The following is a 24,790-nucleotide window of genomic DNA, read 5'->3' on the forward strand; positions in this document are numbered from 1 at the left end:
GGCATTTCAATGAAATCACGATTCTTATCAATGAACCGTTTCATATTGACTCGAAAATTCTATTCTGTTTTTGATTGGGCGTGTGGTTGCCATGTTATAAGTATGTCGACCATTGGGTAGGAGAGATGTTTCCCGAGCAAGCCGCTCGCGGGACAATTATTGGGCCAATCGTCAACATCGTCGCAGGTCTTGTCCAAGACAAAAAGCGACGGACGGGGAGGAAAGAATGCGCTTTAAAGCTTTTGTTGCCGCAGCGACTGTGGCGAGTGGATTGATCGTAGCTCCGGTAGCCAGCTATGCTGCCGATAAACCTGTCGTCGGTCTTGTGATGAAATCACTCGCCAACGAGTTCTTCAAGAACATGCTCGAAGGGGCACAGGCCCACAATAAGGAAAAGGGCACCTACGAGCTGAAGGCCGTGGGTATGCAGTCCGAAACAGACATCGAAACCCAAATCAATGCTGTCGAAAATTTCATCACACAGGGTGTGAATGCCATCGTCATCGCTCCGGCAGATTCACGCGCATTGGTTCCCCCGCTAAAACGCGCGGTTGATGCGGGTATCGTGGTTGTGAACATCGACGTGGAGCTTGATGCGCAGGCCAAGAAGGATGCAGGGCTTGAGCTGGCGTTTGTCGGCCCGGACAACCGTGCCGGTGCAAAAATGTCTGGTGACGAACTTGCCAAGGCGATCGGCAAAGGCGGCAAGGTCGTGATGCTTGAGGGGAATCCCGGTGCCGATAATGCTGTGCAGCGCAAGCTTGGTTTCGATGATGCTGCAAAAGAGGGCGGTCTGGACGTACTCGACTCTCGTACGGCTCATTGGGAAACCGAGGAAGCCAATTCGGTATTCACGAATATGTTGACCGCACATCCTGATATCCAGGGCGTAATGGCCGCAAATGACTCGATGGCACTTGGCGTTGTTAAAGCACTCGACGCGGCCAAGCGGAACGATATCAAGGTTGTGGGCTTCGACAATTTGCCTGCGATACAGCCGGAAATCAAAGCCGGAAAGGTTCTGGCTACGGTTGACCAGTTTGGATCGCAGATGGCTGCTATGGGTATCGATAAGGCACTTGAAGTGGTTGCCGGTGGTGCACCGCTTACAGGTTGGGTGAAAACCGATCTGGAGCTGATTACGGCTGATAAGCTGAAGTAATCTCAGTCGAGTGGTGGCTTCATAAGGATGGAGCCACCACCATTCAACCGGAGAAAAGCTATGGGCGAGGCCAGCGCTGACGCGCAATCTGCCCCGATCCTTTCACTCAAAGGAATTCGGAAACGCTTCGGCGGCATTGTTGCCTTGGACAGTGTCGATCTTGAACTGACACCTGGTGAAATTCATGGGCTTGTGGGTGAAAATGGTGCGGGGAAATCGACGCTTATCAAGATAATGAGTGGCATTATCAAGCGTGACGACGGCACTATGACGCTGGATGGTCAATCCTACGAGCCTGCTTCTCCACGCGAAGCCAAGCAGGCAGGCGTTCAGGTTGTTCATCAGGAATTCAGTCAGCTTCCTTACATGTCTGTTGCAGAGAATATCTGCTTCGAAAATCTGCCAAGAAATGCCCTCGGAATCCTCGATCGCACGACCTTAAAGCAAAAAGCACGCGCTGCCCTTGATACAATCGGCCTTGATGAAGTGGATGTAGCGACACCGGTCGAGCGTCTGGGTATTGCACATCGTCAGCTCGTTGAAATTGCCCGGGCATTGATGAGTGATAGCCGTATCCTGATCCTTGATGAACCGACAGCGACGTTGACCGCGCATGAAGCACGCCGCCTTTTCGAGCTGCTCGATCTGTTGAAAGCGCGTGGTGTGGCCATCGTCTTCGTTTCGCATCATCTGGATGAAATATTTGATCATTGTCAGCAAGTTACAGTCATGCGCAATGGCAAGACCGTGTTTACGAAGCCGATCAGTGAAACCAATAGTGACGATCTCATCCAGGGTATGGTCGGGCGTAATCTGGTCGATCCCATGCATGCAAAAGTTCCTTCGGCGGCGACGGCGGAAGTGTTGTTGCGCGTGGATAGACTAAGGCATTCGAAATCTCCCAATCCAAATGGCGTGAGCTTCTCTCTGCACAAAGGGGAAATTCTCGGTATTGGTGGACTGATCGGCGCAGGCCGTACCGAATTGCTGCGCGCGATCTTCGGGATTGATAAAGCTCTTTCAGGCGATGTCTTCATCGAGGATGTGAAAACCACGCTCCGTTCTCCAGCCGAAGCAATTGAAGCGGGAATAGCCTTCGTAACTGAGGATCGCAAAGACGAAGGTCTGATCCTCGAAATGCCGATTGCAGCAAATATCAGCCTTGCCGATATGAAAGCCGTCTCCCGGTTTGGCGTTCTGGATCGCCAATCGGAGTTAAAACTGGCAAAAGAAAAAGCTTCTGATCTGAAACTGAAATTCGGAGCTCTTGGTGATCACGTTGCGACGTTGTCAGGCGGTAATCAGCAAAAAGTTGTCCTGGCCAAGTGGCTCGCCCGTTCACCCTCTATCCTCTTGCTTGATGAACCCACGCGCGGTGTCGATGTGGGAGCTAAAGCGGAAATCTATTCGCTGCTTCGTTCTTTTGCCGCTGAGGGCAAGGGACTGCTCGTTGTTTCTTCCGAATTGCCGGAGCTCATGGCCCTGTCAGATCGTATCCTCGTGATGGCCAACCACATAATTACCGGGGAATTGAAACGCGAAGAGTTTTCGGAAGAGCGGGTTCTCAATCTCGCCTACAAGACCTTAAAACCTCAATTGCATGCTTCAGAACAAGGAATGGCAGCCCATGGCTAATGTCGCTCCGAACCGCTCTTCTTCAATTCGGTTCGCAAATCTTTTGCGCGATTCTGGCATTGCCCTGGCGCTTTTATTGCTCATCGTAGTGTTCTCACTCACCACGCAGCATTTCCTGTCGTTCAATAACATCACCAACATTCTCACCCAGGTGACCATCAATCTTATTCTGGCGATAGGTATGACCTTTGTCATATTGATTGGCGGTATTGACCTGTCGGTGGGTTCGGTTCTGGCCCTGTGTGCCGTGGTCGGTGGCACGGTGATGAACCTACCCGGACTTGGCGTTGTCGAAGCCGTTGCTCTTGCCACACTCGCGTCCATCGCGGTGGGCATTGCTTGCGGGTTTGTTAACGGCTTCATAAGCGCCTATTGGGGGCTGCCGTCTTTCATCGTGACATTGGGTATGCTGAACATCGCGCGAGGTGCAGCACTGCAGGTGACTGATGCACGTGCGATCTATTCCTTTCCGCCTGCTTTCAATGCGTTTGGTTCGCAGACTCTGTTCGGAATACCACTAGCCTTTCTCGTCGCATTGGCGATGGTGGCTATAAGCTGGTTTGTACTTAATCGGACTGTTTTTGGTCGTCTGCTTTATGGCATTGGCAACAATGAAGAAGCGGTGCGGTTGGCTGGGCATCCGGTGTTTTGGTATAAAATTGCTGCTTTCACGATTGCTGGTGCGGCCGTTGGGATCGGTGCAATCATCTATATGGCGCGCCTGAACGTCGCGAGCCCAATCATCGGTATCGGTTTTGAGCTGAACGCCATCGCCGCAGTTATCATCGGCGGTGTCAGTCTGACGGGCGGACGAGGCTCCATTCTGGGAACACTTCTTGGAGCGGTGATTATCGGCGTGCTCGCCAATGGTCTCGTTTTGCTTGGCCTTAGCGACTTCATGCGCCAGATGATTACGGGATTCGTTATTATTCTGGCAGTCATTGTCGATAAGTATCGTGAGCGTCTATCGGCCATTGGCTGACCCGGAGACATCAGTGTTTCTGCGACATTGCAGTCTCTTAGAGCGCCGATCTGATTGGAACAGATCGGCGCTCTAAATATTTGTTTTAACGCGCATCTTTGTCCGAAAACCGTTTCACACTTTTCGGGATGCGCTCTAAATAGGCGCTCTGGCCGTATATCGGTCCAGAGCGTTATTGTTTTCTTATGCCCTCAATATCGGGCGTCTTTCGGCTTCTTGCTGTTTGGCCAATCCTTCACCTTTCCGGCAAAATCCGGTCGTGGCATGTGGGTGAAATATTCCGACACATCAATGGCTTCCTGATCGGTCAGGACACCGCCCTGACCTATAGGCAAGTTGTGGTTCTGTGCAGGTGGCATTGCATATTTTACGAACTGTGCTGCCTTATAGGTACGGGCGAGTCCCGCGCCGATGTTGAAGCTTTCGTCACCCCAAAGTGGTGGGAAAATGTAATCGCCAGCCATGTCCTTCATGCCCTCTCCGTCTGCGCCGTGGCAGGTCGAACATTGCGCTGCGTAGATCTTTGCTCCGTTGGTGGGATCTGGAACGAGACTGTCATCGATAGGCCCAGCATTTCGGACTGCTACTTTGGTTCCCTTGGTCACGCCTTGCCCGAGCCAGTCCATGTAGGCAACCATCGCGGTCATATCTGGCCCCTTCGGTGGCAGAGGCTTGCCGTTCATTGAACGTTGGAAGCAGCCATTGATGCGCATGACCAGATCAACTTCTTTTCCAGCACGCGGCATAACAGCAGGATAGAAATTGCTGGTGTTGATGTAAGAGGCGACATTATCCACCTTGCCCTGTCCTATATGGCAGGAACTACAGTTCAATCCATTGCCGACATTATCAGGAAGAAGGCGGGCTGTTTCGTTAAGCAGTCGCTTTCCCTGCATGATGTCAGAAGCATTGGGTTCTTTCAGGATGTCGCGGTCTGGTGGAACGACATAGGTGCCGACCTGCTTCTTATCTTTATCCAGCACTGCATAGGTCACGGGTGCCGGGGCGTCCAGAACTGGTCGAAGATGGTTGAAGAGGAAGGCACCGCCTGTTACCGCCACTGCAAATCCCGCACCGAGAACGACAATCGTGGTGGTTTTCATTGCTTGTTCTCCGGAACGTAGTGCACAGGTTTGTGGGCAATTTCACGCCGCATTCGCGCGATATCCTGCTCTGTTATGACGCTGCCATGATTACCCCAGCCATTGCGGACGAAATTGAGGATTTCAGCCACCTGCCAGTTAGGAAGACTGGCGAAACCGGGCATCGTGAAAGCCATTTTATCCGCAGCGGTCTCGGGCGTTTTGCCGCCGGTCAGTGTGACCTGAATGAGCGAGCTTGGATCATCGGCGAAGACGATAGAGTTGTCTGCAAGTGCGGGGTAAATGCGCGGAGCGCCCTTACCGTCCATACGGTGGCAGACAGAACATTGCTCGACATAGGACATGGCGCCCGGCGCACTGAAATCACCGGCTTTGAGCGCGGCTGTTGTGACATCTTCCTTTGGCTTCCACTGTCTCTCGCGACCCTCGCTTGGTGGCAGTGATTTCACATAGCGCGCAATCGAGCGTAAATCTTCTTCCTCAAGATGCTGGGTTGAGTGTTGAACAACATCAGCCATAGAGCCAAATGCAGCCGTCCGATTTGTGCGTCCGGTTTTGAGGAAGGTAACAATCTCGTCTTCGGCCCAGGTCGAAAGGCCTGTATCCTGATCGCGTAAATTCTTCGCATACCAGCCTTCAAGCACTGACCCGGAAAGGAAGCTGCCTTTCGGATCGTTCTTTACGGCTTTTTCTTCATAGGCCAATCCACGCGGCGTATGACATGCGCCGCAGTGACCTAGCCCTTCTACAAGATAGGCGCCTCGCGCAATGACCGGGTCGGTATCGGCTGCGATTTCGAATGAGCGGGAATTTCCGAAAAGCAGCTGCCAATATGCGAGTGGCCAGCGCATATTCGTCGGCCAGGGCAAGGTGCTTGGCTGGTTTTCCTGCTTTACGGCGTCGACTTTCGACATGAAGAAAGCGTAAAGCGCTTTGATATCGTCATCACTGACCACCGTATAAGAAACGAAAGGCATAGCCGGATAAAGGTGAACATTATCCTTGCGCACACCCTGTCGCACAGCGCGTTCGAAGTCGCTGTAACTATAATTGCCGATACCCGTTTCTGTGTCGGGCGTAATGTTGGTTGAATAAATCGTGCCAAGCGGCGTTTGCATCCCCAAGCCGCCCGCAAAAGCTTTGCCGCCGGGGGCCGTATGACAGGCCGCACAGTCGCCTGCATGGGCTACATATTCACCTTTGGCGATTAGCTTTTTGTCGCTGACATCAACGGTGTTTTCCTGCACGGGTGTCAGCCAATATGGTGTCGAAAGCGCAAAAAGCCATGCTGCCGCCAACGCTCCCGCGCCCGCAACCCCCGCTTTCCAGATCAGTTTCATGTGCCTTAGCCCCCAAAGAAATAGGAATAGCCAAGGCTATGCTGAAATTGGGCATCAGCAGCATTGATTGGAATCAAATGCTATAAACTATGACGTTAATAGATGTTTATTTCGACATATGTTGAAATTTGAAATGGTAGCGTGCTAATAATTCAATCAGGGTGGAACAGTTTTTCACTGAGAATGAGTTGATCCACTTTTACTGATGCCCGGCAAGCCAGAGCGTTTCTGATGATTCAGCTTGATCGAGAAGTGCTCTAATCTCTTGGCAGCTGCCTCGAATTCCACTGCACTTCAGGGATAGCCTTGCCAATAGAATAGCTGAAATCAGTTATCTTCATTGCTTTGGTATCGACCTGACATTTGAAATCGATCGAATACCACTTCGCCCGACTGCGAAAAGCTCCGTCACGGATCGTGAAGCTGGTTTCTGAAACAACACCAGCGCTGGGAGCAAGCATGTCTGGAAAAGTGCCGGGTCTTTGGTGGCGAACCTGTTCCAGCGCCTCGATCCCGCAAATTTGAACGATCCGATCTCGTGGAGGGAGTTTCCCAATCGCTTGTTTCACGCGAGGATCTGAGAGCGTATCCTTTGAATAGATTTGCCGCGCCGAAGTGAGTTTTGGCTTCACTTCCATGGGCTGGTCAGGTGTTACGGTTGGGTTCTGCGGCGCTGGAGCAGCCGCTTTTGTTGCGGCGGGCAGACCCTCGGCGTCAGTGCGCAACTCAGTGACAGACTGCGCGCTATTATCGGATTTCTGCAGAGCTTCGTTCTCTTCTTTCGAAGCGGGGGTATGATTTTCAGATGCTGTTTGTTGTGGTTCGGACTTGTTCATTGCCGGTTGAGCGTTGTTCGCGGGGACGGCCTGGTCTTTTTCTGCCGAAGCAGATTCGAAAGCCTGAGGCGACAACTTGGTATCCGTATTCGATTTGCCATCTGATGGTGGCGCGGTTGGTTTCGGAGGAACCAGTTCCACATTGACACTTTGATCCTGAGCCGGAGGCGACAATTCAGGGACATGATAAAGCAGCAACAATGCCAAAGTCAGATGAAGAACGACGGATGCCGGGAACCCCCAGCCTGCTTCTTCCAGTATTTTTTTGGCCAAGTGCTGCATTTGTTAAACGGGTTAGTCTCCACGCGTCAACACTAAGGGTTAGCGCCACAGGCAACAAGGGGGGAGAGATGTTACCTCACAGCAGACCTCATGATTGACGAAGTTTTGATGCGTTCCGGATACGCTCGGTTGCTGCATGTGGCGATATGCTATGTGTCAGAACGATGGGGCAAAAGACGCCTGTTTGCGGGCAACAACGGTGAATGATTGCTGTGGTATATTGCGTTTTCGTATAGACAGTGAGCAATACCCGCTCCAATCTGCAACACTTAAAAAACAATATTTTTAGTCAAGAGAATGTCACTTTCTTATTTTGATTATATTGCGTAGTTGCCTACGCCAGAAGCGGTCAGATGAGCCGCTGTGCACAGTCCGACGATAGACAATACCTGATCATATGCAGGTGTCTCGCCTAACGCGTACAAATGCCCGGCGATGCGCGACCTTTGGTCAGTGAGTATTTAAAATGAGCCACGGTATTGATGGTGCTGGATTGGATAAAATTCCATCCACAAATGATAAAAATGATGTCAACGCAAGCGAACTGAATGTGGGCATGCAGCCACATGCTTCAAGCGCTTCTGCGCTGCATCAGCAGGTTTTGCTCGGTGCAGATTTTGCTCAGGATGGCGAGCCCGGCGAACGGCTTGATATCTTTTTTGAAAGGCTCGCCGAGAAGTTTGCAGGATCTGTGGCCGTCATCTCCGATGGACTGTCCTGGACTTACAAGGAACTTGATGAGCGCGCCAATCAGTTCGCGCGGCTGTTGATCGAGCATGGCGTGAAGCCCGGCGATCGCATCGGCCTGCTGCTTGACCGCTCTGCGGAGACTTACATCACCCTTCTGGCGGTGATGAAGGCGGGTGCTGCATATGTGCCGCTCGCTACCGCTTTTCCAGAAGACCGTATGGCACTGATCATTGACGATGCCGGGGTCAAGCTTGTGATTTCCCTTCGTGCCTATTCGGCACGCGTGGAACAAATGCCGGTTCCCCATATATTGATCGATGCCTGTTCGGCGGAAATTTCTCAGCATTCCAATGCTAGACTGGATCTCGCTGCTAGAGCCCCCAACCCCGACGAGATTTGCTACATTCTTTATACGTCGGGTACGACCGGACGACCAAAAGGCGTCGCCATTCGTCACCAAAGCTTCTGCAACTTTCTGCGTGTGGCAGCCGTTTCTTATGGGTACAAACCCAGTGACCGTGTCTATCACGGCATGACGATTGCTTTCGATTTCTCAGCCGAGGAATATTGGGTTCCCTTCGTGGCAGGCGCCACCGTCATCCCTGCACCGGGCCCCTTGACGCTGGTTGGCGAAGAACTGGCGGATTTTCTGCGCACAAACGACATCAATTGCATGGCGTGCAGCCCGACATTGCTATCGTCTATCGAAAGTGACGTCCCCAAGCTGCGTCTACTCATGGTCGGCGGAGAGGCATGTCCGCTAAATCTGGTGACTCGCTGGACAAAGCCTGGGCGCCTACTTTTGAATACATACGGTCCCACTGAAGCAACCGTTACTGCCACTATGGGTGTGCTCACACCCGATAAACCGGTAACAATCGGCGCTCCGTTGCCGACTTATTCGATTGTCATTATCGATCCGACTGAAGCAAAGCTGACGGACCCCGATGAACTCGGTGAAATTGGCATTGCCGGCATTGGTCTCGCGGTGGGCTATCTCAACAGGCAGGACCTTACGGATCAGAAGTTCATTCCAGACTTCATAGGTCTGCCGAATAATCCTTCAAAACGGATTTATCGTACGGGCGATCTCGGACGTATCAACGCACAAGGCGAAATCGAATATCGTGGTCGTATCGATACGCAGGTGAAAATACGTGGTTATCGTATTGAGCTTGGAGAAATCGAAGCTGTTCTTCTCGACAATCCTTTGGTGGCACAGGCAGCTGTGACAACGTGGGAGATCGAGCCGGGCCGGGTGGAACTGGTTGCCTATTATGCGCCTAAATCCGGAATGCCGCCCATCCAGCGCGCTGACATTGCTCGCGAACTCAAACGCCGCCTTCCGTCTTACATGGTCCCGACCTATCTGGAAGAGCTTGACGCAATTCCGATGACGGTTTCCAACAAAGCCGATCTGCGCCAGTTACCGAAGCCAACCAATGTGCGTCTTTCGGCAGAACGCGTCATTATTCCGCCAGCCAATGACGACCAACGTTTCATGGCTGAAGCCTTGGCGGAAGTGCTTAACCTCGATGAGGTCTCTGTCGAAGATAACTTTCTTTGATGACCTTGGCGCCAATTCCTTGCTGATGGCTCGTTTCTGTGCACGTCTGCGCACCGTGCAAGGCTGGGAAATGGCGTCAATGCGGGACATTTATCTGCATCCGTCAATCACCGGTCTTGCGAAGCACCTTCATTTGCCACAGCAATCGGTCGCATCTGTCACTGAACAAAGCCCCACCCATAAGGCATCCAATTTTGCATATTGGACGTGCGGCGCAGCCCAGCTCGCATTTTATGCAATCTACAGCTATGTCGGTTTGCTGTTTTTCGACAAGGGCCTCGACTGGGTCTATGTCAAACTCGATGAGCCTTTGCAGCTTTATTTCCGCTGCGTGGTTTTGGCTGGCGCCAGCTTTTTCGGGATGACGGGCTTTGCGATCCTTGCAAAATGGCTGCTTATTGGTCGCTGGAAAGAAGAACGTTTCCCGATCTGGGGCTTGCGATATTATCGCTTCTGGGTGGTCAAAACATTGATTCGGACGGCGCCTGTGGTGCTTTTCCGCGGCAACCCGCTTTATAGTCTCTATTTGCGTCTGCTTGGAGCAAAGCTTGGTCGCAACACCGCCATCGAATGTCGGGCTATACCGGTTTGCACTGATCTGATTTCGATTGGTGAAAATTCGATTTTGCGTCGCGAATCCAATATTCTGGGATACCGGGCCGAAAGCGGCTACATTCACACCGGGTCGATTACTATCGGAGATGATGCTTTCGTTGGTGTAGGGTCCACGTTGGACATTGACACCAGGATTGGCAGTGGATCCCAGCTTGGCCACGCTTCTTCGCTTCAACGCGGGCAGGCCATTCCTGATGGCGAACACTGGCATGGATCGCCTGCGACGCAGACCGATGCCGACTACTGCAAAGTTCGCAATATCACGTTGTCCAAGACCCGACGCGTGACGTTTGAAATGGTGCAGCTTATCGGGCTGTTTACGCTCGTCACGCCATTTCCACTGTTGTTCCATAGCTATTGGCAGAACGTGAGTGACGACTATCAGGAAACGATCGGTATTGTCGCCATCGGTACAACGGTAACGCTTTTTGGTGCGATTGTTGTATCGCTGCTAGCGGCTGTATTTGTGCCGCGTATCGTCAGCCTGTTTTTAAAGCCAAACCGAACCTACACACTTTACGGCTTTCATTACTGGCTTCAGTCGATGGTGGAACTGAGCAGCAATTCGCGCCTGCTTAACCTGTTGTTCGGGGATAGTTCTGCGATCGTGCATTACATCCGGGCGATTGGCTGGAAGCTCAACAAGGTCGTCCAGACCGGTTCAAACTTCGGCACAAACCAACAACAGGAAAATCCGCTTCTGTGTGAAATCGGCACGCAGACAATGGTGTCGGACGGATTGTTCATGATCAACATGCACAAATCGGCTGCGACCTTCCGATTGGAACATACTAAAATCGGTGAACGGAACTATTTTGGCAACAACATTTTCTATCCGCCAGATGGCCGGACGGGCGATAACTGCCTGCTCGGCACCAAGGTAATGGTGCCTATTGATGGGCCGGTGCGTGAGAATGTCGGTCTGCTGGGATCGCCATCCTTTGAAATTCCGCGCATCGTTAATCGCGATAAGGAACTGATTGCAAATATCGAGGAAGAGGATCGCCTGCGCCGGTTGCGGCGTAAAAACTTCCATAACCTGCGCACGGGATTGATGTTCCTCGCGGCACAATGGTTGATGCTGTTTGCAACAATCGCAATCTGGGATCGTGCACTCAATTATTATGATGCATGGGCACATAAAGCATTGTTTGTCGCGGTTGTGCTGACATCAGCTATCGCTATACCGTTCTATATCCTCATCGAACGGCTTTCTTTGGGTTTCAAGGGATTGAAGCCGCGGATGACGACCATTTACGATGCAGCTTTCTGGCGTCATGAGCGGCACTGGAAACTATCGGACTCGCCGATTACGCAGCTATTTGCGGGTACACCATTCCGTCCGCTGATCCTTCGTATGCTGGGTGTGAAAGTCGGTAAACGTGTTTATGACGGAGGCGCAAACCTCACAGAGCGTTCGCTTGTAGAGATTGGCGATGATGCCACCCTCAACGAAGGATCGGTTATTCAGCCGCATTCGCTGGAAGAGGGGGCTTTCAAGTCCGACTTCATTCGCATCGGCAGCGGTTGTACGTTGGGCCCTGCAGCGTTCGTTCATTATGGTGTGGTGATGGGGGAAGGTTCGATTGTTGATGTGGTTCCGGTTGATGAAAATGGCATCGTACTTGTAGACGTCATTCATGCAGGGAAACTTCATCGCAGTGGAACTGTGGCATTGGACGCAAAGAAAGGCTTTGTGTGAGGAAGCTTCCTCTTGAAACGATCAAGGTCGAACTTCTCCCTGTGATCGGCGAAATCCGGTCACAGGTGGAGGCATTGGAACTCGCCTCCGGTCAAACGCATCTCGTCGCAAGTAACACGGATTCCCTGCTTGAAGCCGATGAGGATGCGAATGCCAGTCCACGAGCGATTTTTGTCGCTGGAACACTTGTCGGCTTTCTTATGTATGATGCCACCAGTGAAGCGGGAATGGCCCAGCTTTACCGCTTCATGATCGACAAATCTTTTCAGGGACTGGGTTATGGTAAGGCGGCGTTGCAGGCAGTGCTTGCGGAGATCAGAATGCTTAATCAGGTCCGCCAGATTTCTATCTGTTATGAACCGGAAAACTTAGCCGCCCAACAACTTTATGCAAAAGCAGGCTTTGTGGAAGATGGACTTGATGAAGACGGTGAGATGATCGCGTATCTTACTCTCGAAGGGTAATCTGACCTATGTCGTGCTCTGCTGTTGATGGCTGGAATTTAGCCCATGCGGACCAAGCATTAACGGAAGCTTTGGCGGCTGTTGTACCACACGGAATTTCAACCGGCTGTCGCACTATTCAAAGCGGAGACGAAACCCGCCTTCTTGCGGAGGAAAGGCAATCAATTCAGACCAGCTACCTCAAACGGCTCAAAGCAAGCGGCGCGGTTCGCTACATTGCGCGCGGGTTGCTTGGGGAGCGGGACATAAACGAATTCCGGGTTTTGCGTGCACCAACTGGGGAGCCCATTTGGCCTGAGGGTATCGTCGGATCGCTCGCCCATGATGATGAAGTTGCTGTTGCCGCCGTGGGAAGCGCGGTGGATTTCCAAGGGTTGGGCATTGATGTCGAACCTGCAATCCCTCTTCCTGTAGATATTCAATCTCTTGTAAGGATTCCTACCGACAAGATAGGAAATGATCATGCCTCAGGCATTTCTGATCGCGTCCTGTTTTGTGCGAAGGAGGCCGTCTATAAAGCTGTCTATCCGCTTGATCGGATGATTTTGAACTACGACGATATCAGTGTTGATCTGACAAAACGATACGCAACAACAACGACGGGCCAGCGGGCGGAACTCGTCTTCTGCGTGTCCCCCAGAATTATTGTCCTGGCGTTTATTCCAGAAGCCCAACGCGCGTCTTGAAAAGTGCGAAATGATTTTTTGAGATGGAGATATGCGTCTCAACAAATAGATAGAGCATTTCCAGCGGTTCATCGCAGACAGGAAATGCGTCATTTATTTAAAAGTTAGATTGCCGCGCACAAGCATGATTGCTCTAAATGCGATATCCTGGACGGCATATCGTGTCCTGGGGTGCGGACGAAAACTTGGACTATCAAGGGGTAGTTCATGTATTCCTACGAAGACCGGATGCGAGCAGAAAACGGATGGTCAGCTTCCAAGAGTATGGCGATGATGCATATGTAGGAAGTCGGCTGCTCAGTTTAACTGGGGTTAGTTCCGGCCAGGGGGGAATGACAAGCGTTGCGAACAGTTGAATGTAGTCCAGTTGAGTCTGCTGGAAGAAACAATGGATGAGAATCTTGCCGCCATAGAGGAGGAACTGGAGGCAGTGCGGGACGCACCTGTACCTCAACCATCGAGACCACGTCTATGGTTGCCTGCCGAATTGCCACGTGTCGACATTCATCATGAACCGGCCTTATGCCTATCTCAAGGACGCGCTGACCCGCCTGCCAACGCTGCCCCATCGCGGCATCACTGGATATCGACCGACTAATCTGAAGCGTCAAGGGTGTGTTCGGCGGGCGCTTACGGTCCGCTGGCTTCGTTATTTCTCTTTCTTCCCTTGATCGTAGTGCCACTTGATCGCGAAGAACATGCCTGTGCCCAATACGAGAACTTTGAACGTAACGAAGACTATAATGAACCAGTCCATCTTTTGAATATTTCCAGGCTGTTATCTATCGTGAGAGGCATTACCTCAAAACTGCAGATTTAACAGCTTCAAATTTTGTTGAACCCATCGTCTAACCGCCCTTGAGACGGTTTTTCATGCCGAAAGGAAGGCCTTGGAAAAGAGAGACGCCGCAGTTTGCGAGGGATAAGTCGAACGCATCCTGCAGAACGATCCGGCAAAAGTTGAGCGTCCTGTTGAGGTGCCGCTGACTGACAATCAGTTTGTAGCACTAGTGTGCGTTGCTATAGCTGCTGTGATTGTCGGGCTTGCCCTATGGGGCATCTGGCGTAAAATCAAATCATGATTTGGGCGCTATTCCCCCACTGGTTGATGAAGTACGTAGCTGCTGCTTTGGCGGCATTTTTGTATCTGGCTTTGGGATATGTGGCTGGTCGGCTACGCGGCAGCATGAAAAAAATGCGACACCAAATTTGCAAAGGTCTGAAGGAAACAAATAAGCGAGTTAACCAGGTTCTTGCTGTGCTGACGCGGGACAAAAAAGTGTAATTCTTAAAAGTGTTATTGGCAAATCCATGTTGCATCTGATTTTCTTGAAGAAATTTTTGGCTGGGGAACCTGGATTCGAACCAAGACTAACGGAGTCAGAGTGTTTTATGGGCCCTTGTGTTGGTTTCCATGCGGAACTGAGCCGGTTTTTCCACCGAGAAGTGAGCCACCTCTGACTATGGTTTTATGATTGGGTTTTGGTCAAGGGATTGGCTTTTTCTCCTCTCTTGTTTGCTGCGGCTGCCGAACTGGCCTTGAAGCGGAAGCTGTCACTACCTGTTTCCAGGATATGGCAGCGATGGGTCAAACGATCGAGCAATGCCGTCGTCATCTTGGCGTCGCCGAAGACTGTTGCCCATTCGCTAAAGCTGAGGTTGGTGGTTATCACCACGCTGGTCCGCTCATAGAGCTTGCTCAACAGGTGGAAGAGCAGCGCTCCGCCTGAAGCGCTGAATGGAAGGTATCCGAGCTCATCAAGGATCAGCAGATCAAAGCGGACCAAGGTCTCAGCGATCTGGCCTGCCTTGCCTTTGGCCTTCTCCTGCTCAAGTGCGTTGACCAATTCGATGGTTGAGAAGAAGTGGACCTTTCGACGGTGATGTTCGATAGCCTGGATGCCAAGGGCCGTCGCCACGTGGGTTTTGCCTGTGCCCGGTCCGCCGACGAGCACAATATTCTGCGCTCCGTCAATGAACTCGCATCTGTGCAACTGGCGCACCGTCGCTTCGTTGATTTCGCTGGCGGCAAAGTCGTATCCAGAGATATCCTTGTAGGCCGGGAAGCGTGCAGCCTTCATATGATAGGCGATGGAGCGGACCTCGCGCTCGGCCATCTCGGCTTTCAGCAACTGGGAGAGGATCGGCACGGCTGCGTCAAAAGCTGGAACACCTTGCTCGATCAAGTCTGTGACGGCTTGCGCCATGCCATACATCTTCAGGCTGCGGAGCATGATGACGACGGCCGCGCTGGCAGGATCATGACGCATGGCGACCTCCCACGATCCGGACGCGCAAGCCATCGTAGCGTTCTACATTGGCCTTGGGTTCACGCAGCAAGGTCAATGCCTGTGGCGTATCGACGTCGGGACCCTCGTTCGTCTTGCCGTCGATCAGACGGTACAGAAGATTCAGCACATGCGTTTTGGTTGCCACGCCTTGATCCAAAGCCAGTTCTACAGCCCTGACGACAACCTGTTCGTCGTGATGAAGGACGAGGGCGAGGATATCGGCCATCTCACGATCACCACCGGGGCGGCGAAGCATCTGATCCTGTAGTTGTCGAAAGGCAAACGGCAATTCCAGGAAGGGAGCACCATTGCGCAGGGCACCGGGCTTGCGCTGGATGACCGGCAAGTAATGTCGCCAATCATAGATTGTCCGGGGTAGCCTGTGGCTGCGCTCGATGACCCGCGCGTGTTCACATAGAATGTTTCCCTCGGCCGCAACGACCAGGCGCTCGGGATATATCCGCAGGCTGACGGGCCGGTTTGCAAATGATGCAGGCACGCTGTAGCGGTTCCGCTCGAAGGTAATCAGGCATGTTGGTGAGACGCGCTTGCTCTGGGACGAAGCCGTCAAATGCAGTCGGCAATGCCATCAATGCTGCTCGCTCATCGGCCCAAACATCTGCGATAGGACCGGGCAAGGTGCCATGCGCCGTGTCCCGCCACAGCTCCTGGCAATGTTGCTCCAGCCAGTCATTCAACGCCATCAGATTTGGAAAGTCTGGCATCTGTTGCCACAAGCGTGGTCGGGCATCCTGGACGTTCTTCTCGACCTGACCCTTTTCCCAACCGGCCGCTGGATTGCAGAAATCAGGTGCAAAGACGTAATGGTTCGTCATCGCGAGGAAGCGCATGTTGACCTGTCGCTCCTTGCCGCGGCCCACACGATCGACCGCTGTCTCATGTTATCGTAAATCCCACGACCAGGCACGCCGCCGAAGACACGGAAGCCGTGCCAGTGTGCGTCAAAGAGCATCTCGTGTGTTTGCAACAAGTAGGCCCTGACCAGAAAAGCCCGACTGTGGGATAGTTTGATATGTGCGACCCGGAGCTTCGTGCGCTCGCCGCCAATTACGGCGTAGTCCTCACTCCAATCGAACTGGAATGCCTCACCAGGTCGGAAAGACAGCGGAACGAATACGCCACGGCCCGTCGTCTGCTGCTCACGTAGCCGATCAGCTCGCCACTCGCGGGCGAAGGCGGCCACCCGATTGTACGAGCCCGTAAAACCGAGAGCCACCAGGTCGGCATGAAGCTGCTTCAAGGTCCGGCGCTGCTTGCACGACTTTCCGGCCTCTGTCTTCAGCCAGGCCGCCAGTTTTGTCGGAAAAGGGATCAAGCTTGCTTGGTCGTTCCGGTACCGTGAACGTCGGCTCGATTGTAACTGCGTTCAAATACTTTGTGATCGTGTTGCGCGACAGCCCGGTGCGTCGGCTGATCTCACGGATCGACTGCTTCTCTCGCAGCGCCATCCGACGGATGATGTTTAAAAGTCCCATGTGGATCACTCCGTTGCCCCCGTTGCTCACCGCGTTGGGGGAAGGTTCACATGGCTCGGTTCTCAATGGAAATTATCTGCCTAACCGGCTCAGTTCTGCGTGGAAACCAACAGATAGGAATCTGGATGGCGTTCGTGCAGTTCCTATTTTCTTTTAAGCTGCAGTTTGAGCATTAACGTTATGAGCTGGTGATCTAGTAGTCCCCGATAACGGCTTTCTCTTAGGCTTAGGCAGTAATCCTTCGCGTTGAGCTTTTTTCTTAGCTTCTTTTCTAGCCCGGCCTATTGCAGCTTCTTTTTCGCGAATGCGTTTTTCGGAAGGCTTTTCATATGCCCTGCGAGCCTTCATCTCGCGAAACACACCTTCACGCTGCAATTTCTTCTTCAAAACGCGTAAGGCTTGATCAACGTTATTATCGCGGACAAGAACTTGCATAGTCTCTCCTAACTTATAGATTACAAAGAATGATCGCGAGCTATTCTGGCCGCCCTCAAACGGTCCGTTTTCGCGGTGGTCGCGGATCTCTCTTCGTGGAGAATAGTCTTAGCGGCCAAAGCGGTTCGCGACTTTTGCGACTCCGTGCGGGTATCAATTGGCTTGAAGAGCGTATCTTTTGTGTATTCGGTTATCATGGCGGAGTCCTCTCAATATAAAATAAAGCCGATGACTAACGGGCTCGGCTTTTTGAACAACCGCCAGCAGTTCGTCTCAGGACGTTTGAAAGTTTTGACCAGTCACGCGATGAAGTCAGGCGCGTCGAGAGGTTGTTCACCAAACGGGACTGCTCCAAAGGCGAAACATCAGTCTTCCTAGATTGTTTTGTAAGGTTTTTTGAATGGTCTAGTTGGTTTTCCATAAGAGCCTCTCTGTTAAATTCATTAATGCAATAAGAACGAAAATAAAAAAGGCCGAGCGTGCACTCGACCTTTTAAAAGTAACTTCTTTCAACAGTGCCAGTACATCCGTGGTCAAAGGAAAGGAGAAAACTTATTTAGGCTGCGACGAGGTTGCAGGCAGACATCTTGCCGGACTTCATGTCCCGCTCCATATCGTATCCAATCTTCTGACCTTCGACGATTTCGCGCATTCCGGCGCGCTCGACGGCAGAGATATGAACAAAGGCATCTGCGCCACCGTTGTCAGGCTGAATGAAGCCGAAGCCTTTTGTGGAGTTGAACCATTTAACTGTGCCAGTGGTCATAATAAACCCTTTCATAGAGGTATAGATAGCAGCACGCAGTTGCGTGACGCAAAGTGATAACGATTATTAAAAAGGGGTTCGTTCAGGGCGCGGTGCAAAACACGCAATAAAGCAAAACTCATCAAGAAAATATCGATGATTAATACTTAATGCATGATCTCGGAATTGTCAAATTATATTTAAGTAATGCATCGTTTAGTAGATACTTTTATTTTAATCTAACGAATATCGGCACTAATATTTTTCTAAAACTTATAAAAGGCGAGCTCTCACGAATGGTGAGCTCACCCCAACAAAGCTTCGTTAATTAAGCCGTACCATATGCTGAGGTAGCTTCAGGCAATGGAGCGATATCAATGCGATGGTCACGCATGACACCCGTCATAAAATTCTGCAAAACTAATTTTGACTGGTGAAAGAGCGGACCAGATAGTGGCTTCATTCTTAACGTTACATAACCCGCGTTAGCCATCATTTGATTAAGGATGCGGTTGCTGATGTGGAAATCGACGAGATGAATATTGGAAGACATGAAGTCCTCCTTTCAGATTGCGGTTACGGACAATTTAGTCCCGCCAGCGTGCCCAAGTAAAAATCTGATGCTGACAATCAAGAGTCCGCTTTTATGGATAAAATAGCAAGCTAACAATTGAGGTTACTTAAAGGCAGACGTCACTGTTATATCCGTTGCCTACCACGGCAGAAGTCTAGGCTAATTGACGGGCCAAATAATATTTCCTCCCCTTTCAGGACACCCCATGATCGATCTTCTCTCAACCGTCCGCTTTGTGCCGTCGTATCCCATGCTTAATAATCCGACCAGTCAGACGAAATTCGGTGGCCGGGTTATTTCAACGGTTGAATTCGTTGACCCTTATCGCACTGTGGATATGGAAACCTTGCCGATGAAGGCCAGTGAGGCGGTTCAGCTTCAGGCCTTCATTGCTGCGACAAAGGGCGGAATGGAAACGATTGTGTATCGTCCGAAACGCATCTGTATTCCCCGTGCTTATTGGGGCGATCCGAACAACACACACATCACAGGCACTGCATCGCGCGGGACAGTGACTGGTGGCTACCAACCGCTGGTTGACCATACACGAGGATAGCAAAAGCCCCGCCTGACCAAGTGCCGGACGGGGCTGATTCACTGATTTCATGTCGCGCCCATGTCGCGTTTCGCAGCGCGCATGTGATGCATTCTGTTACATTTCAATGCGTTATGTTGCGTCCGATTTCACGGCTTTGCGACATGGAAAATAGGGAAAATGACTGCTAAGTCCTTGATTTTGTTTGGCTGGGGAACCTGGATTCGAACCAAGACTAACGGAGTCAGAGTCCGTCGTTCTACCATTAAACTATTCCCCAGCAGGGTTCGCGTGTCAGTTATATTTGCCTGAAGCGCGATTGCGACAAAAGCGTGAAGCTTTGTTTGTCGACGGCCTCCATCTAGCGAACTCAAACGATGAGTGCAAGCCCTTCTTTTAAAAAATCTTGGCAAATTCAGTTATTTCGCAGTTACTCACAAAAAGACCGGCATTTGGGTGAGGTGGCGAAGGGGTTATGCATAAAAAAGCCCGGCAGCAGAGATGCGGCCGGGCAAAGAGACAGGCTGGCCGAGAGGGGACCCGGCCTGTGAAGGTGGCGCCTGCCAGATGTTCGATCAGCAGATGTGCCGCGTGGCCTCAACGCGCGAACGCGCATCTGCAAGGGCAGCCAAAATGCGGGTTGGATCGTCCGCATCGCGCTGGTGAACTGCCGTATAAATATCTCCACTCTGCAGCCCAATATCCTTCAGAAGGTAATTGTCGAGCTCATTGAGGTGCATCACGTGGCGCCGGTTTCGGAAAAGCGTCCAGCGACGCAGAACCGACGTAAACACGGCTTGAACCATTTGCTTGAGCACGGAGGTCGTTGCGCTCGTTACTGGTAAGGGTGTTATTGTGGTTTTGCTTATCGCTGTCATTGCCGCTCTCCTTCAAGCGCGCTTGGTCAAAAATGCTTCTATCGTCAGGTCATTCGCTTTCGCGTCTCCGTTCTCTGCGATGTCGCCTTTATCCAATAATTGAATTGATTGTTCTAACGAATGTTTTTAATGTGATAGTTCAATAATTATGATGGATGGTTCTGATGAGCGCACCCTTGGATCTTGACCAGTTGCAGACCTTCATCGCCATTGCCGATACGGGTAGTTTTACCAAGGCGGCGGACGCTGTTTTCAAGACACAATCGGCAGTTTCCATGCAGATGCGTCGCCTTGAAGAGCGGATCGGCAAAGCGTTGTTTGAACGCGATGGCCGTATGAATCGTCTGAACGAAGATGGTGAGAGATTGCTTCTTTACGCACGTCGTATGCTGCTGTTGAACGGCGAAACCATAGCTGCTTTTGATGACATGCAACTCGAAGGCCATGTGCGTATCGGTACGCCAGATGATTATGCGGATCGGTTTTTGCCAGAAATCATGGCGCGGTTTGCGCGGTCCAATCCGCGCGTCGAGTTGTCGGTGGTTTGTGAGCCGACAGTTAATCTTGATGAAATGATTCGTCGTGGGACGCTTGATATTGCCCTTGTGACGCAATGTGATGACAAGCGGCGGTCTGAGGTGGTGCGTACAGAACCGCTCCTTTGGGTGACGTCGGCCAATCATGCGGTGCATGAGGAAGCGATGCTTCCGCTTGCCGTTGGGCGCCCGACCTGTATCTGGCGTCATGCGGCCATCGATGTCCTGGAACAGGTAGAGCGCGATTATCGCATTATCATCACGAGCTGGTCTGCAACAGTTCTTGCGGCGGCAGTGCTTTCAGGCCTTGCCGTATCGGTTTTACCGGAATGTGCGCTGAGGCCGGGAATGCGTGTGTTGGGCGAGGCAGATGGATTTGGTGCTTTGCCAGAATTTGGCATTGGGATCATGCGCGGGCACACCAAGCAGAATGCGATTGTTGACGCTCTGGCACAGCATATCATTGAAAGTCTTGATAATATCTCCTCGCCTGCGCCAGCTTCTATGGTTTCCGCTGAAATTGCATCGTTCCCATCCGTCCGCACCCGTCGCGTGCGCAGCAACGAGTTGATGCCGGGTTGGTGACCGTGCATAATCGAAACAGGCGGCGTCTTGACCAGTTGACCGAAAGGGCGGGCTGGTTGCCTATGATGGGATGAGCATGGGTTCCGATTCTATACCAAGCGGCACCGCTTCGAATGTAGCGGAGTATACCGTTTCCGAGATTTCCGGCGCTTTGAAGCGGACGGTCGAGGATACGTTTTCGCATGTGCGCGTGCGCGGCGAGATTTCCGGCTATCGTGGACCGCATTCGTCGGGTCATGCCTATTTTGCATTGAAGGACGATCGCGCACGGCTGGAAGCTGTGATCTGGCGCGGTTCCATGGGTCGTTTGCGCTTCCGTCCCGAAGAGGGGATGGAAGTCATTGCCACTGGCAAACTGACAACCTATCCGGGCTCTTCCAAATATCAGATCGTCATCGAGCAAATGGAGCCCGCAGGCGCGGGCGCTCTGATGGCTCTTCTCGAAGAGCGCAAGCGACGGCTTGCTGCGGAAGGTCTTTTCGATCCGGCAGCAAAGCAGCTTTTGCCTTTCATGCCGCGCGTTATTGGCGTTGTGACATCGCCGACGGGTGCGGTCATTCGCGATATTATTCACCGCATTTCGGATCGTTATCCGCTGCATGTGATTGTCTGGCCAGTGCGCGTGCAGGGGGAAACCAGTGGTGCCGAAGTGGCGGCAGCGGTTGAAGGGTTTAATGCCTTGGCCGAAGATGGCGCAATTGCGCGGCCTGATGTGCTGATCGTGGCGCGTGGCGGCGGCAGCCTTGAAGATCTCTGGGGCTTTAACGATGAAATCGTCGTGCGGGCGGTGGCGGCATCGCATATTCCGGTGATTTCGGCTGTCGGTCATGAGACGGACTGGACATTGATTGATCTGGCCGCCGATGTGCGCGCGCCGACGCCGACAGGTGCCGCTGAAATGGCGATTCCTGTCAAAGCGGATCTGGTCGCAACGGTTACAACGCAATCTGCGCGTCTGGCTTCGGCCATGTCGCGGTTTATCGACTTGAAACGTCAGGCGCAACGCGCGGCAAGCCGGGCATTGCCTTCGGCCGATCAGCTGTTGGCATTGCCGCGTCGTCGTTTCGATGAAGCCGCTTCGCGGTTAACGCGGGCGCTTTTTGTGAATACGCAAAAGAAACGCGTTCATTTTGAGGGCCGTGCGCGCCAATTGTCACCGCGCTTGCTGCAACGCGGTTTCGACGAGCAAAAACGCCATATGAAGCTACTCGGTCAGCGGTTGCCGCGCGCGCTTGAGGCGTTCTTACGCGAACGCCGGACGGTGTTTGCAAGGCGCGCTGACAGGCTGACGCCCGAGCCCTTATTACGGCGCACCACACTTGCAAAGAATGCAATTGAGCAGCTTGATCGCCGGCGCGATCAGGCGATCAGTCTGCTTCTGGAACGGACAAAACGTCGAGGACAGGAGTTGGAGCGCCTCATGCGTTCGCTGTCTTATGAAAGCGTGTTGGAGCGTGGCTTCGCGATTGTTTTCGATGCGGAAGGCAATCCGGTCAAACAGGCGGCGAGCGTTTCTGAGCGTGACGCCTTGTCGATTCGCTTCCGTGATGGCGATGTTGCGGCGATCGCGGGCGAAACTCCCGGGACACCTTCGTCCAAAGGTGCAACACGCAAAGCATCCTCTTCTCGTCCTGGTGGACAGGGATCGCTATTTTAGCAACAGTCAGCTCGCTGATTGCCTCGTGATGCCCCTCAGTTTGCGCGTAAGTTGCAGATTATGTTGTTTTCTTAAGGCTGACTTAAGTTTGGCCTTCTCTTTCTCGGCACACATTCGCCGACGTGTATTCCAGTTTGGAAGGCACGTGGTTTCAAGTCGTGCAGATGAAAGAGTTTTTGAATGTCGCGTAAATTTTCTGAAAGTGGTGGCGGGCCGCTCTTGCCAAACGGAGTGACAAGCCGCCGGGCGTTCCTGTTTGGTGCCAGTGCGATTGCACTTTCCGGCTGCGTTTCGACCGCCCAACAGGCGAGCCCTGTAAAAGTGGCTGCTACGCCAGCTCCGGTGCGCGCTGTTCCCCCAATGTATGAGGCGATGCCCTATGAGCAGTTTCCTCTGCCCGCAGTGAATGTTGCCAAGGTCGACCCCAAATTCTGGCGGCAGGAAGTTGATTATCCGACCGACGAGAAAGTTGGCACGGTTATTGTCGATACGCCGAACAAATATCTTTATCATGTTCGCAGCAATGGTCGTGCCATGCGCTATGGTATTGGCGTTGGGCGCGACGGCTTTTCGTGGGCTGGCCGTGCAATTATCGCGTATAAACGCCAATGGCCGCGCTGGACTCCGCCAGATGAAATGGTGGCACGTCAGCCAGCGCTTGAACCCTACAGCATCGCCAATGGTGGCATGCCTCCCGGCTTGAAAAATCCGCTGGGTGCACGAGCGCTTTATATTCATAAGGACGGGCGTGACACGATCTATCGTATTCACGGCTCAACCGAAGAATGGAGCATTGGCAAGGCCGTGTCGTCTGGTTGTATCCGCCTGCTCAATCAGGATGTCATCGACCTTTACAACAATATGCGTGACGGCAGTACGATTGTCGTGATCCCCGATCCGACAAAAGGGACACAGGTGACGAGCTGAATGTGAACAAGGGCGCGATTATCGCGCCCTTTTCAATTCTGTTTGGTGCCGTGATCAGATGCCTGTTTGTTTGCAGATCACAACGCGCCAGCCGTCGGGATCTTCATAGGTAAAGCTGCGGTCGATCCAGTAGGGGTTCTCAGGTTTGACCGGAGCATAACCTTTACCCTGCATGCGGCGGTTCAGCTGTTCATAGGCATTCTCGTCGGTGATATAAATCACAAGCAGATTGTCTTCTGACAGAGCCCGGCAAGGGCTACCTGCCTGATGCTCGGTGAATTCCAGATGCGCGCTTTTCCTGGGTAGGCCGAGCATGATGCCATTGTATCCGGCATGATCTGCAAAAGACCCCAGCTCTGGCAGGCCAAGACCGTCTCGGTAGAAAGTAACGACTTCGCTGAACTTGTCAGTTGGGCGGGCAAAGCGGATCTGTACCGGGATTGCGCCTTCGCCCAGCGTGAGAGAGGTCGATCGGGTATTCATAGTCATCTCCTTCAGTTCTGTCCGGAAGCGGCTGTAATGGTTTGCGCAGTTCGCCAGAGCGATGGGCCTTGCATGACGATGACGCCGATGACGACAAGTGCAACGCCAACAATGCGGGAGGGGGTGATTGCCTTGCTCGCAAAGCCCATGATGCCGAAATGGTCGATAAGCACCGAGGCAATCAGCTGACCGGCAATGACTGCTGTCATGAAACTCGCTGCACCGAGCTTTGGCGCGAACAGTATTGCGGCGGTGATGTAAACCACACCGGCGACGCCGCCGATCCATATCCATTTTGGCTGCCCGGCAAGACCGGCGAATGTGGGTAGTGAAACCTTCATTGCGAGCAAGACCGGAAGCACACAGATGATGCTAACGAGCAACGACACGACCGTTGCCCAGAGCGGATGGCCAAGTGCGCGCCCCAATGCCGCATTGGCGCCAGCCTGAAACGGTACCACCGCACCGGCAATGAGGGCAGCGAAGAGAAATGTAAGTGATCCTTGAGCCTGCATGGAAACCTTTCCTGTATTCCTTTGGCTTTGATCTAGCTATAGATATGAGGAATTTGAAATTCAGATTTC

20 protein-coding genes, 1 tRNA gene and 2 pseudogenes are annotated in these 24,790 nt (G+C 52.4%); 11 read left to right on the forward strand and 12 right to left on the reverse strand.

The annotated features are described in order from the left end of the window. Nucleotides 1-226: 226 nt before the first annotated feature. Genes ACSME1_RS14665 through ACSME1_RS14675 form a run of 3 tightly spaced genes read left to right on the forward strand, consistent with a single transcriptional unit; the run spans nucleotide 227 to nucleotide 3,779 of the window. Nucleotides 227-1,162, forward strand: a complete 936-nt coding sequence (locus tag ACSME1_RS14665) for a sugar ABC transporter substrate-binding protein (RefSeq protein WP_024897677.1) — start codon at nucleotides 227-229, stop codon at nucleotides 1,160-1,162. A 60-nt stretch (nucleotides 1,163-1,222) separates the two neighbouring features. Then, nucleotides 1,223-2,797 carry a sugar ABC transporter ATP-binding protein gene (locus ACSME1_RS14670; RefSeq protein ID WP_024897678.1) on the forward strand — a complete coding sequence of 525 codons (1,575 nt, stop codon included), beginning with the start codon at nucleotides 1,223-1,225 and terminating at the stop codon, nucleotides 2,795-2,797. Continuing rightward, nucleotides 2,790-3,779, forward strand: coding sequence for an ABC transporter permease (locus ACSME1_RS14675; RefSeq protein WP_024897679.1), 990 nt, complete (start codon nucleotides 2,790-2,792; stop codon nucleotides 3,777-3,779). Before ACSME1_RS14670 ends, ACSME1_RS14675 begins: the two co-directional genes overlap by 8 nt. A gap of 191 nt (nucleotides 3,780-3,970) precedes the next feature. On the opposite strand, the gene ACSME1_RS14680 is transcribed toward ACSME1_RS14675, so the two are convergent. The 3 genes from ACSME1_RS14680 to ACSME1_RS14690 all read right to left on the reverse strand — a co-directional run bounded on the left by ACSME1_RS14680 (nucleotide 3,971) and on the right by ACSME1_RS14690 (nucleotide 7,340). Further along, nucleotides 3,971-4,882 carry a c-type cytochrome gene (locus tag ACSME1_RS14680; protein WP_024897680.1) on the reverse strand — a complete coding sequence of 304 codons (912 nt, stop codon included), beginning with the start codon at nucleotides 4,880-4,882 and terminating at the stop codon, nucleotides 3,971-3,973. Next, nucleotides 4,879-6,222, reverse strand: coding sequence for a c-type cytochrome (locus tag ACSME1_RS14685; protein WP_024897681.1), 1,344 nt, complete (start codon nucleotides 6,220-6,222; stop codon nucleotides 4,879-4,881). The genes ACSME1_RS14680 and ACSME1_RS14685 overlap by 4 nt, the downstream gene beginning before the upstream one ends. Nucleotides 6,223-6,479: 257 nt before the next feature. Then, a complete protein-coding gene (locus ACSME1_RS14690; protein WP_024897682.1) occupies nucleotides 6,480-7,340 on the reverse strand; it encodes a DUF930 domain-containing protein in 861 nt (286 codons plus the stop codon). A gap of 556 nt (nucleotides 7,341-7,896) precedes the next feature. Here ACSME1_RS14690 and ACSME1_RS14695 point away from each other — a divergent pair. The 4 genes and pseudogenes from ACSME1_RS14695 to ACSME1_RS14710 all read left to right on the forward strand — a co-directional run bounded on the left by ACSME1_RS14695 (nucleotide 7,897) and on the right by ACSME1_RS14710 (nucleotide 13,735). Next, nucleotides 7,897-11,914: pseudogene (locus ACSME1_RS14695) on the forward strand (Pls/PosA family non-ribosomal peptide synthetase). Next, nucleotides 11,911-12,378, forward strand: a complete 468-nt coding sequence (locus tag ACSME1_RS14700; protein ID WP_435655422.1) for a GNAT family N-acetyltransferase — start codon at nucleotides 11,911-11,913, stop codon at nucleotides 12,376-12,378. Before ACSME1_RS14695 ends, ACSME1_RS14700 begins: the two are co-directional and overlap by 4 nt. A gap of 8 nt (nucleotides 12,379-12,386) precedes the next feature. After that, nucleotides 12,387-13,064: a 4'-phosphopantetheinyl transferase family protein gene (locus ACSME1_RS14705; protein WP_435655423.1), complete on the forward strand. Its 678-nt coding sequence runs from the start codon at nucleotides 12,387-12,389 to the stop codon at nucleotides 13,062-13,064. Between the two features lie 494 nt (nucleotides 13,065-13,558). Next, the gene (locus ACSME1_RS14710; protein WP_435655424.1) at nucleotides 13,559-13,735 is read left to right on the forward strand and encodes a hypothetical protein; all 177 of its coding nucleotides are present in this window, start codon (nucleotides 13,559-13,561) and stop codon (nucleotides 13,733-13,735) included. A 798-nt stretch (nucleotides 13,736-14,533) separates the two neighbouring features. On the opposite strand, the gene istB is transcribed toward ACSME1_RS14710, so the two are convergent. From istB to ACSME1_RS14735, 5 genes and pseudogenes are all read right to left on the reverse strand, one after another. Continuing rightward, on the reverse strand, nucleotides 14,534-15,334 hold the full coding sequence (istB, locus tag ACSME1_RS14715; RefSeq protein ID WP_435655425.1) for an IS21-like element helper ATPase IstB: 801 nt from the start codon (nucleotides 15,332-15,334) through the stop codon (nucleotides 14,534-14,536). Beyond that, nucleotides 15,324-16,851, reverse strand: a pseudogene (gene istA / locus ACSME1_RS14720) (IS21 family transposase). Before istA ends, istB begins: the two are co-directional and overlap by 11 nt. A gap of 153 nt (nucleotides 16,852-17,004) precedes the next feature. Continuing rightward, nucleotides 17,005-17,286 carry a 30S ribosomal protein S21 gene (rpsU, locus tag ACSME1_RS14725; protein WP_024897686.1) on the reverse strand — a complete coding sequence of 94 codons (282 nt, stop codon included), beginning with the start codon at nucleotides 17,284-17,286 and terminating at the stop codon, nucleotides 17,005-17,007. A gap of 556 nt (nucleotides 17,287-17,842) precedes the next feature. After that, on the reverse strand, nucleotides 17,843-18,052 hold the full coding sequence (locus ACSME1_RS14730; protein WP_024897687.1) for a cold-shock protein: 210 nt from the start codon (nucleotides 18,050-18,052) through the stop codon (nucleotides 17,843-17,845). A gap of 307 nt (nucleotides 18,053-18,359) precedes the next feature. Continuing rightward, complete coding sequence (locus tag ACSME1_RS14735) at nucleotides 18,360-18,584, reverse strand: hypothetical protein (protein ID WP_435655426.1); 225 nt, start codon at nucleotides 18,582-18,584, stop codon at nucleotides 18,360-18,362. Between the two features lie 226 nt (nucleotides 18,585-18,810). On the opposite strand from ACSME1_RS14735, the gene ACSME1_RS14740 reads away from it, so the two are divergent. Then, nucleotides 18,811-19,161, forward strand: a complete 351-nt coding sequence (locus ACSME1_RS14740) for a hypothetical protein (RefSeq protein ID WP_435655427.1) — start codon at nucleotides 18,811-18,813, stop codon at nucleotides 19,159-19,161. Nucleotides 19,162-19,346: 185 nt separating this feature from the next. Here ACSME1_RS14740 and ACSME1_RS14745 read toward each other — a convergent pair. Both ACSME1_RS14745 and ACSME1_RS14750 read right to left on the reverse strand, forming a co-directional pair. Next, a tRNA-Gln gene (locus ACSME1_RS14745) sits at nucleotides 19,347-19,420 on the reverse strand. A gap of 295 nt (nucleotides 19,421-19,715) precedes the next feature. Continuing rightward, nucleotides 19,716-20,018 (reverse strand): DUF1127 domain-containing protein, encoded by a 303-nt coding sequence (locus ACSME1_RS14750; RefSeq protein ID WP_024897699.1) that lies wholly within the window; start codon nucleotides 20,016-20,018, stop codon nucleotides 19,716-19,718. A 164-nt stretch (nucleotides 20,019-20,182) separates the two neighbouring features. On the opposite strand from ACSME1_RS14750, the gene ACSME1_RS14755 reads away from it, so the two are divergent. The 3 genes from ACSME1_RS14755 to ACSME1_RS14765 all read left to right on the forward strand — a co-directional run bounded on the left by ACSME1_RS14755 (nucleotide 20,183) and on the right by ACSME1_RS14765 (nucleotide 23,723). Beyond that, complete coding sequence (locus tag ACSME1_RS14755; RefSeq protein WP_024897700.1) at nucleotides 20,183-21,139, forward strand: LysR substrate-binding domain-containing protein; 957 nt, start codon at nucleotides 20,183-20,185, stop codon at nucleotides 21,137-21,139. Between the two features lie 76 nt (nucleotides 21,140-21,215). After that, entirely contained in the window at nucleotides 21,216-22,796 is a 1,581-nt protein-coding gene (xseA, locus tag ACSME1_RS14760) for an exodeoxyribonuclease VII large subunit (protein WP_435655428.1), read from the forward strand. Nucleotides 22,797-22,976: 180 nt separating this feature from the next. Then, a complete protein-coding gene (locus tag ACSME1_RS14765; RefSeq protein ID WP_435655429.1) occupies nucleotides 22,977-23,723 on the forward strand; it encodes a L,D-transpeptidase in 747 nt (248 codons plus the stop codon). Between the two features lie 54 nt (nucleotides 23,724-23,777). On the opposite strand, the gene ACSME1_RS14770 is transcribed toward ACSME1_RS14765, so the two are convergent. Further along, nucleotides 23,778-24,206 (reverse strand): VOC family protein, encoded by a 429-nt coding sequence (locus ACSME1_RS14770; protein ID WP_435655430.1) that lies wholly within the window; start codon nucleotides 24,204-24,206, stop codon nucleotides 23,778-23,780. Between the two features lie 11 nt (nucleotides 24,207-24,217). Then, complete coding sequence (locus ACSME1_RS14775) at nucleotides 24,218-24,721, reverse strand: DMT family transporter (RefSeq protein WP_024897704.1); 504 nt, start codon at nucleotides 24,719-24,721, stop codon at nucleotides 24,218-24,220. Nucleotides 24,722-24,790: the final 69 nt, after the last annotated feature.

Source organism: Brucella pituitosa, from assembly GCF_965577835.1.
Lineage (GTDB): Bacteria > Pseudomonadota > Alphaproteobacteria > Rhizobiales > Rhizobiaceae > Brucella > Brucella pituitosa.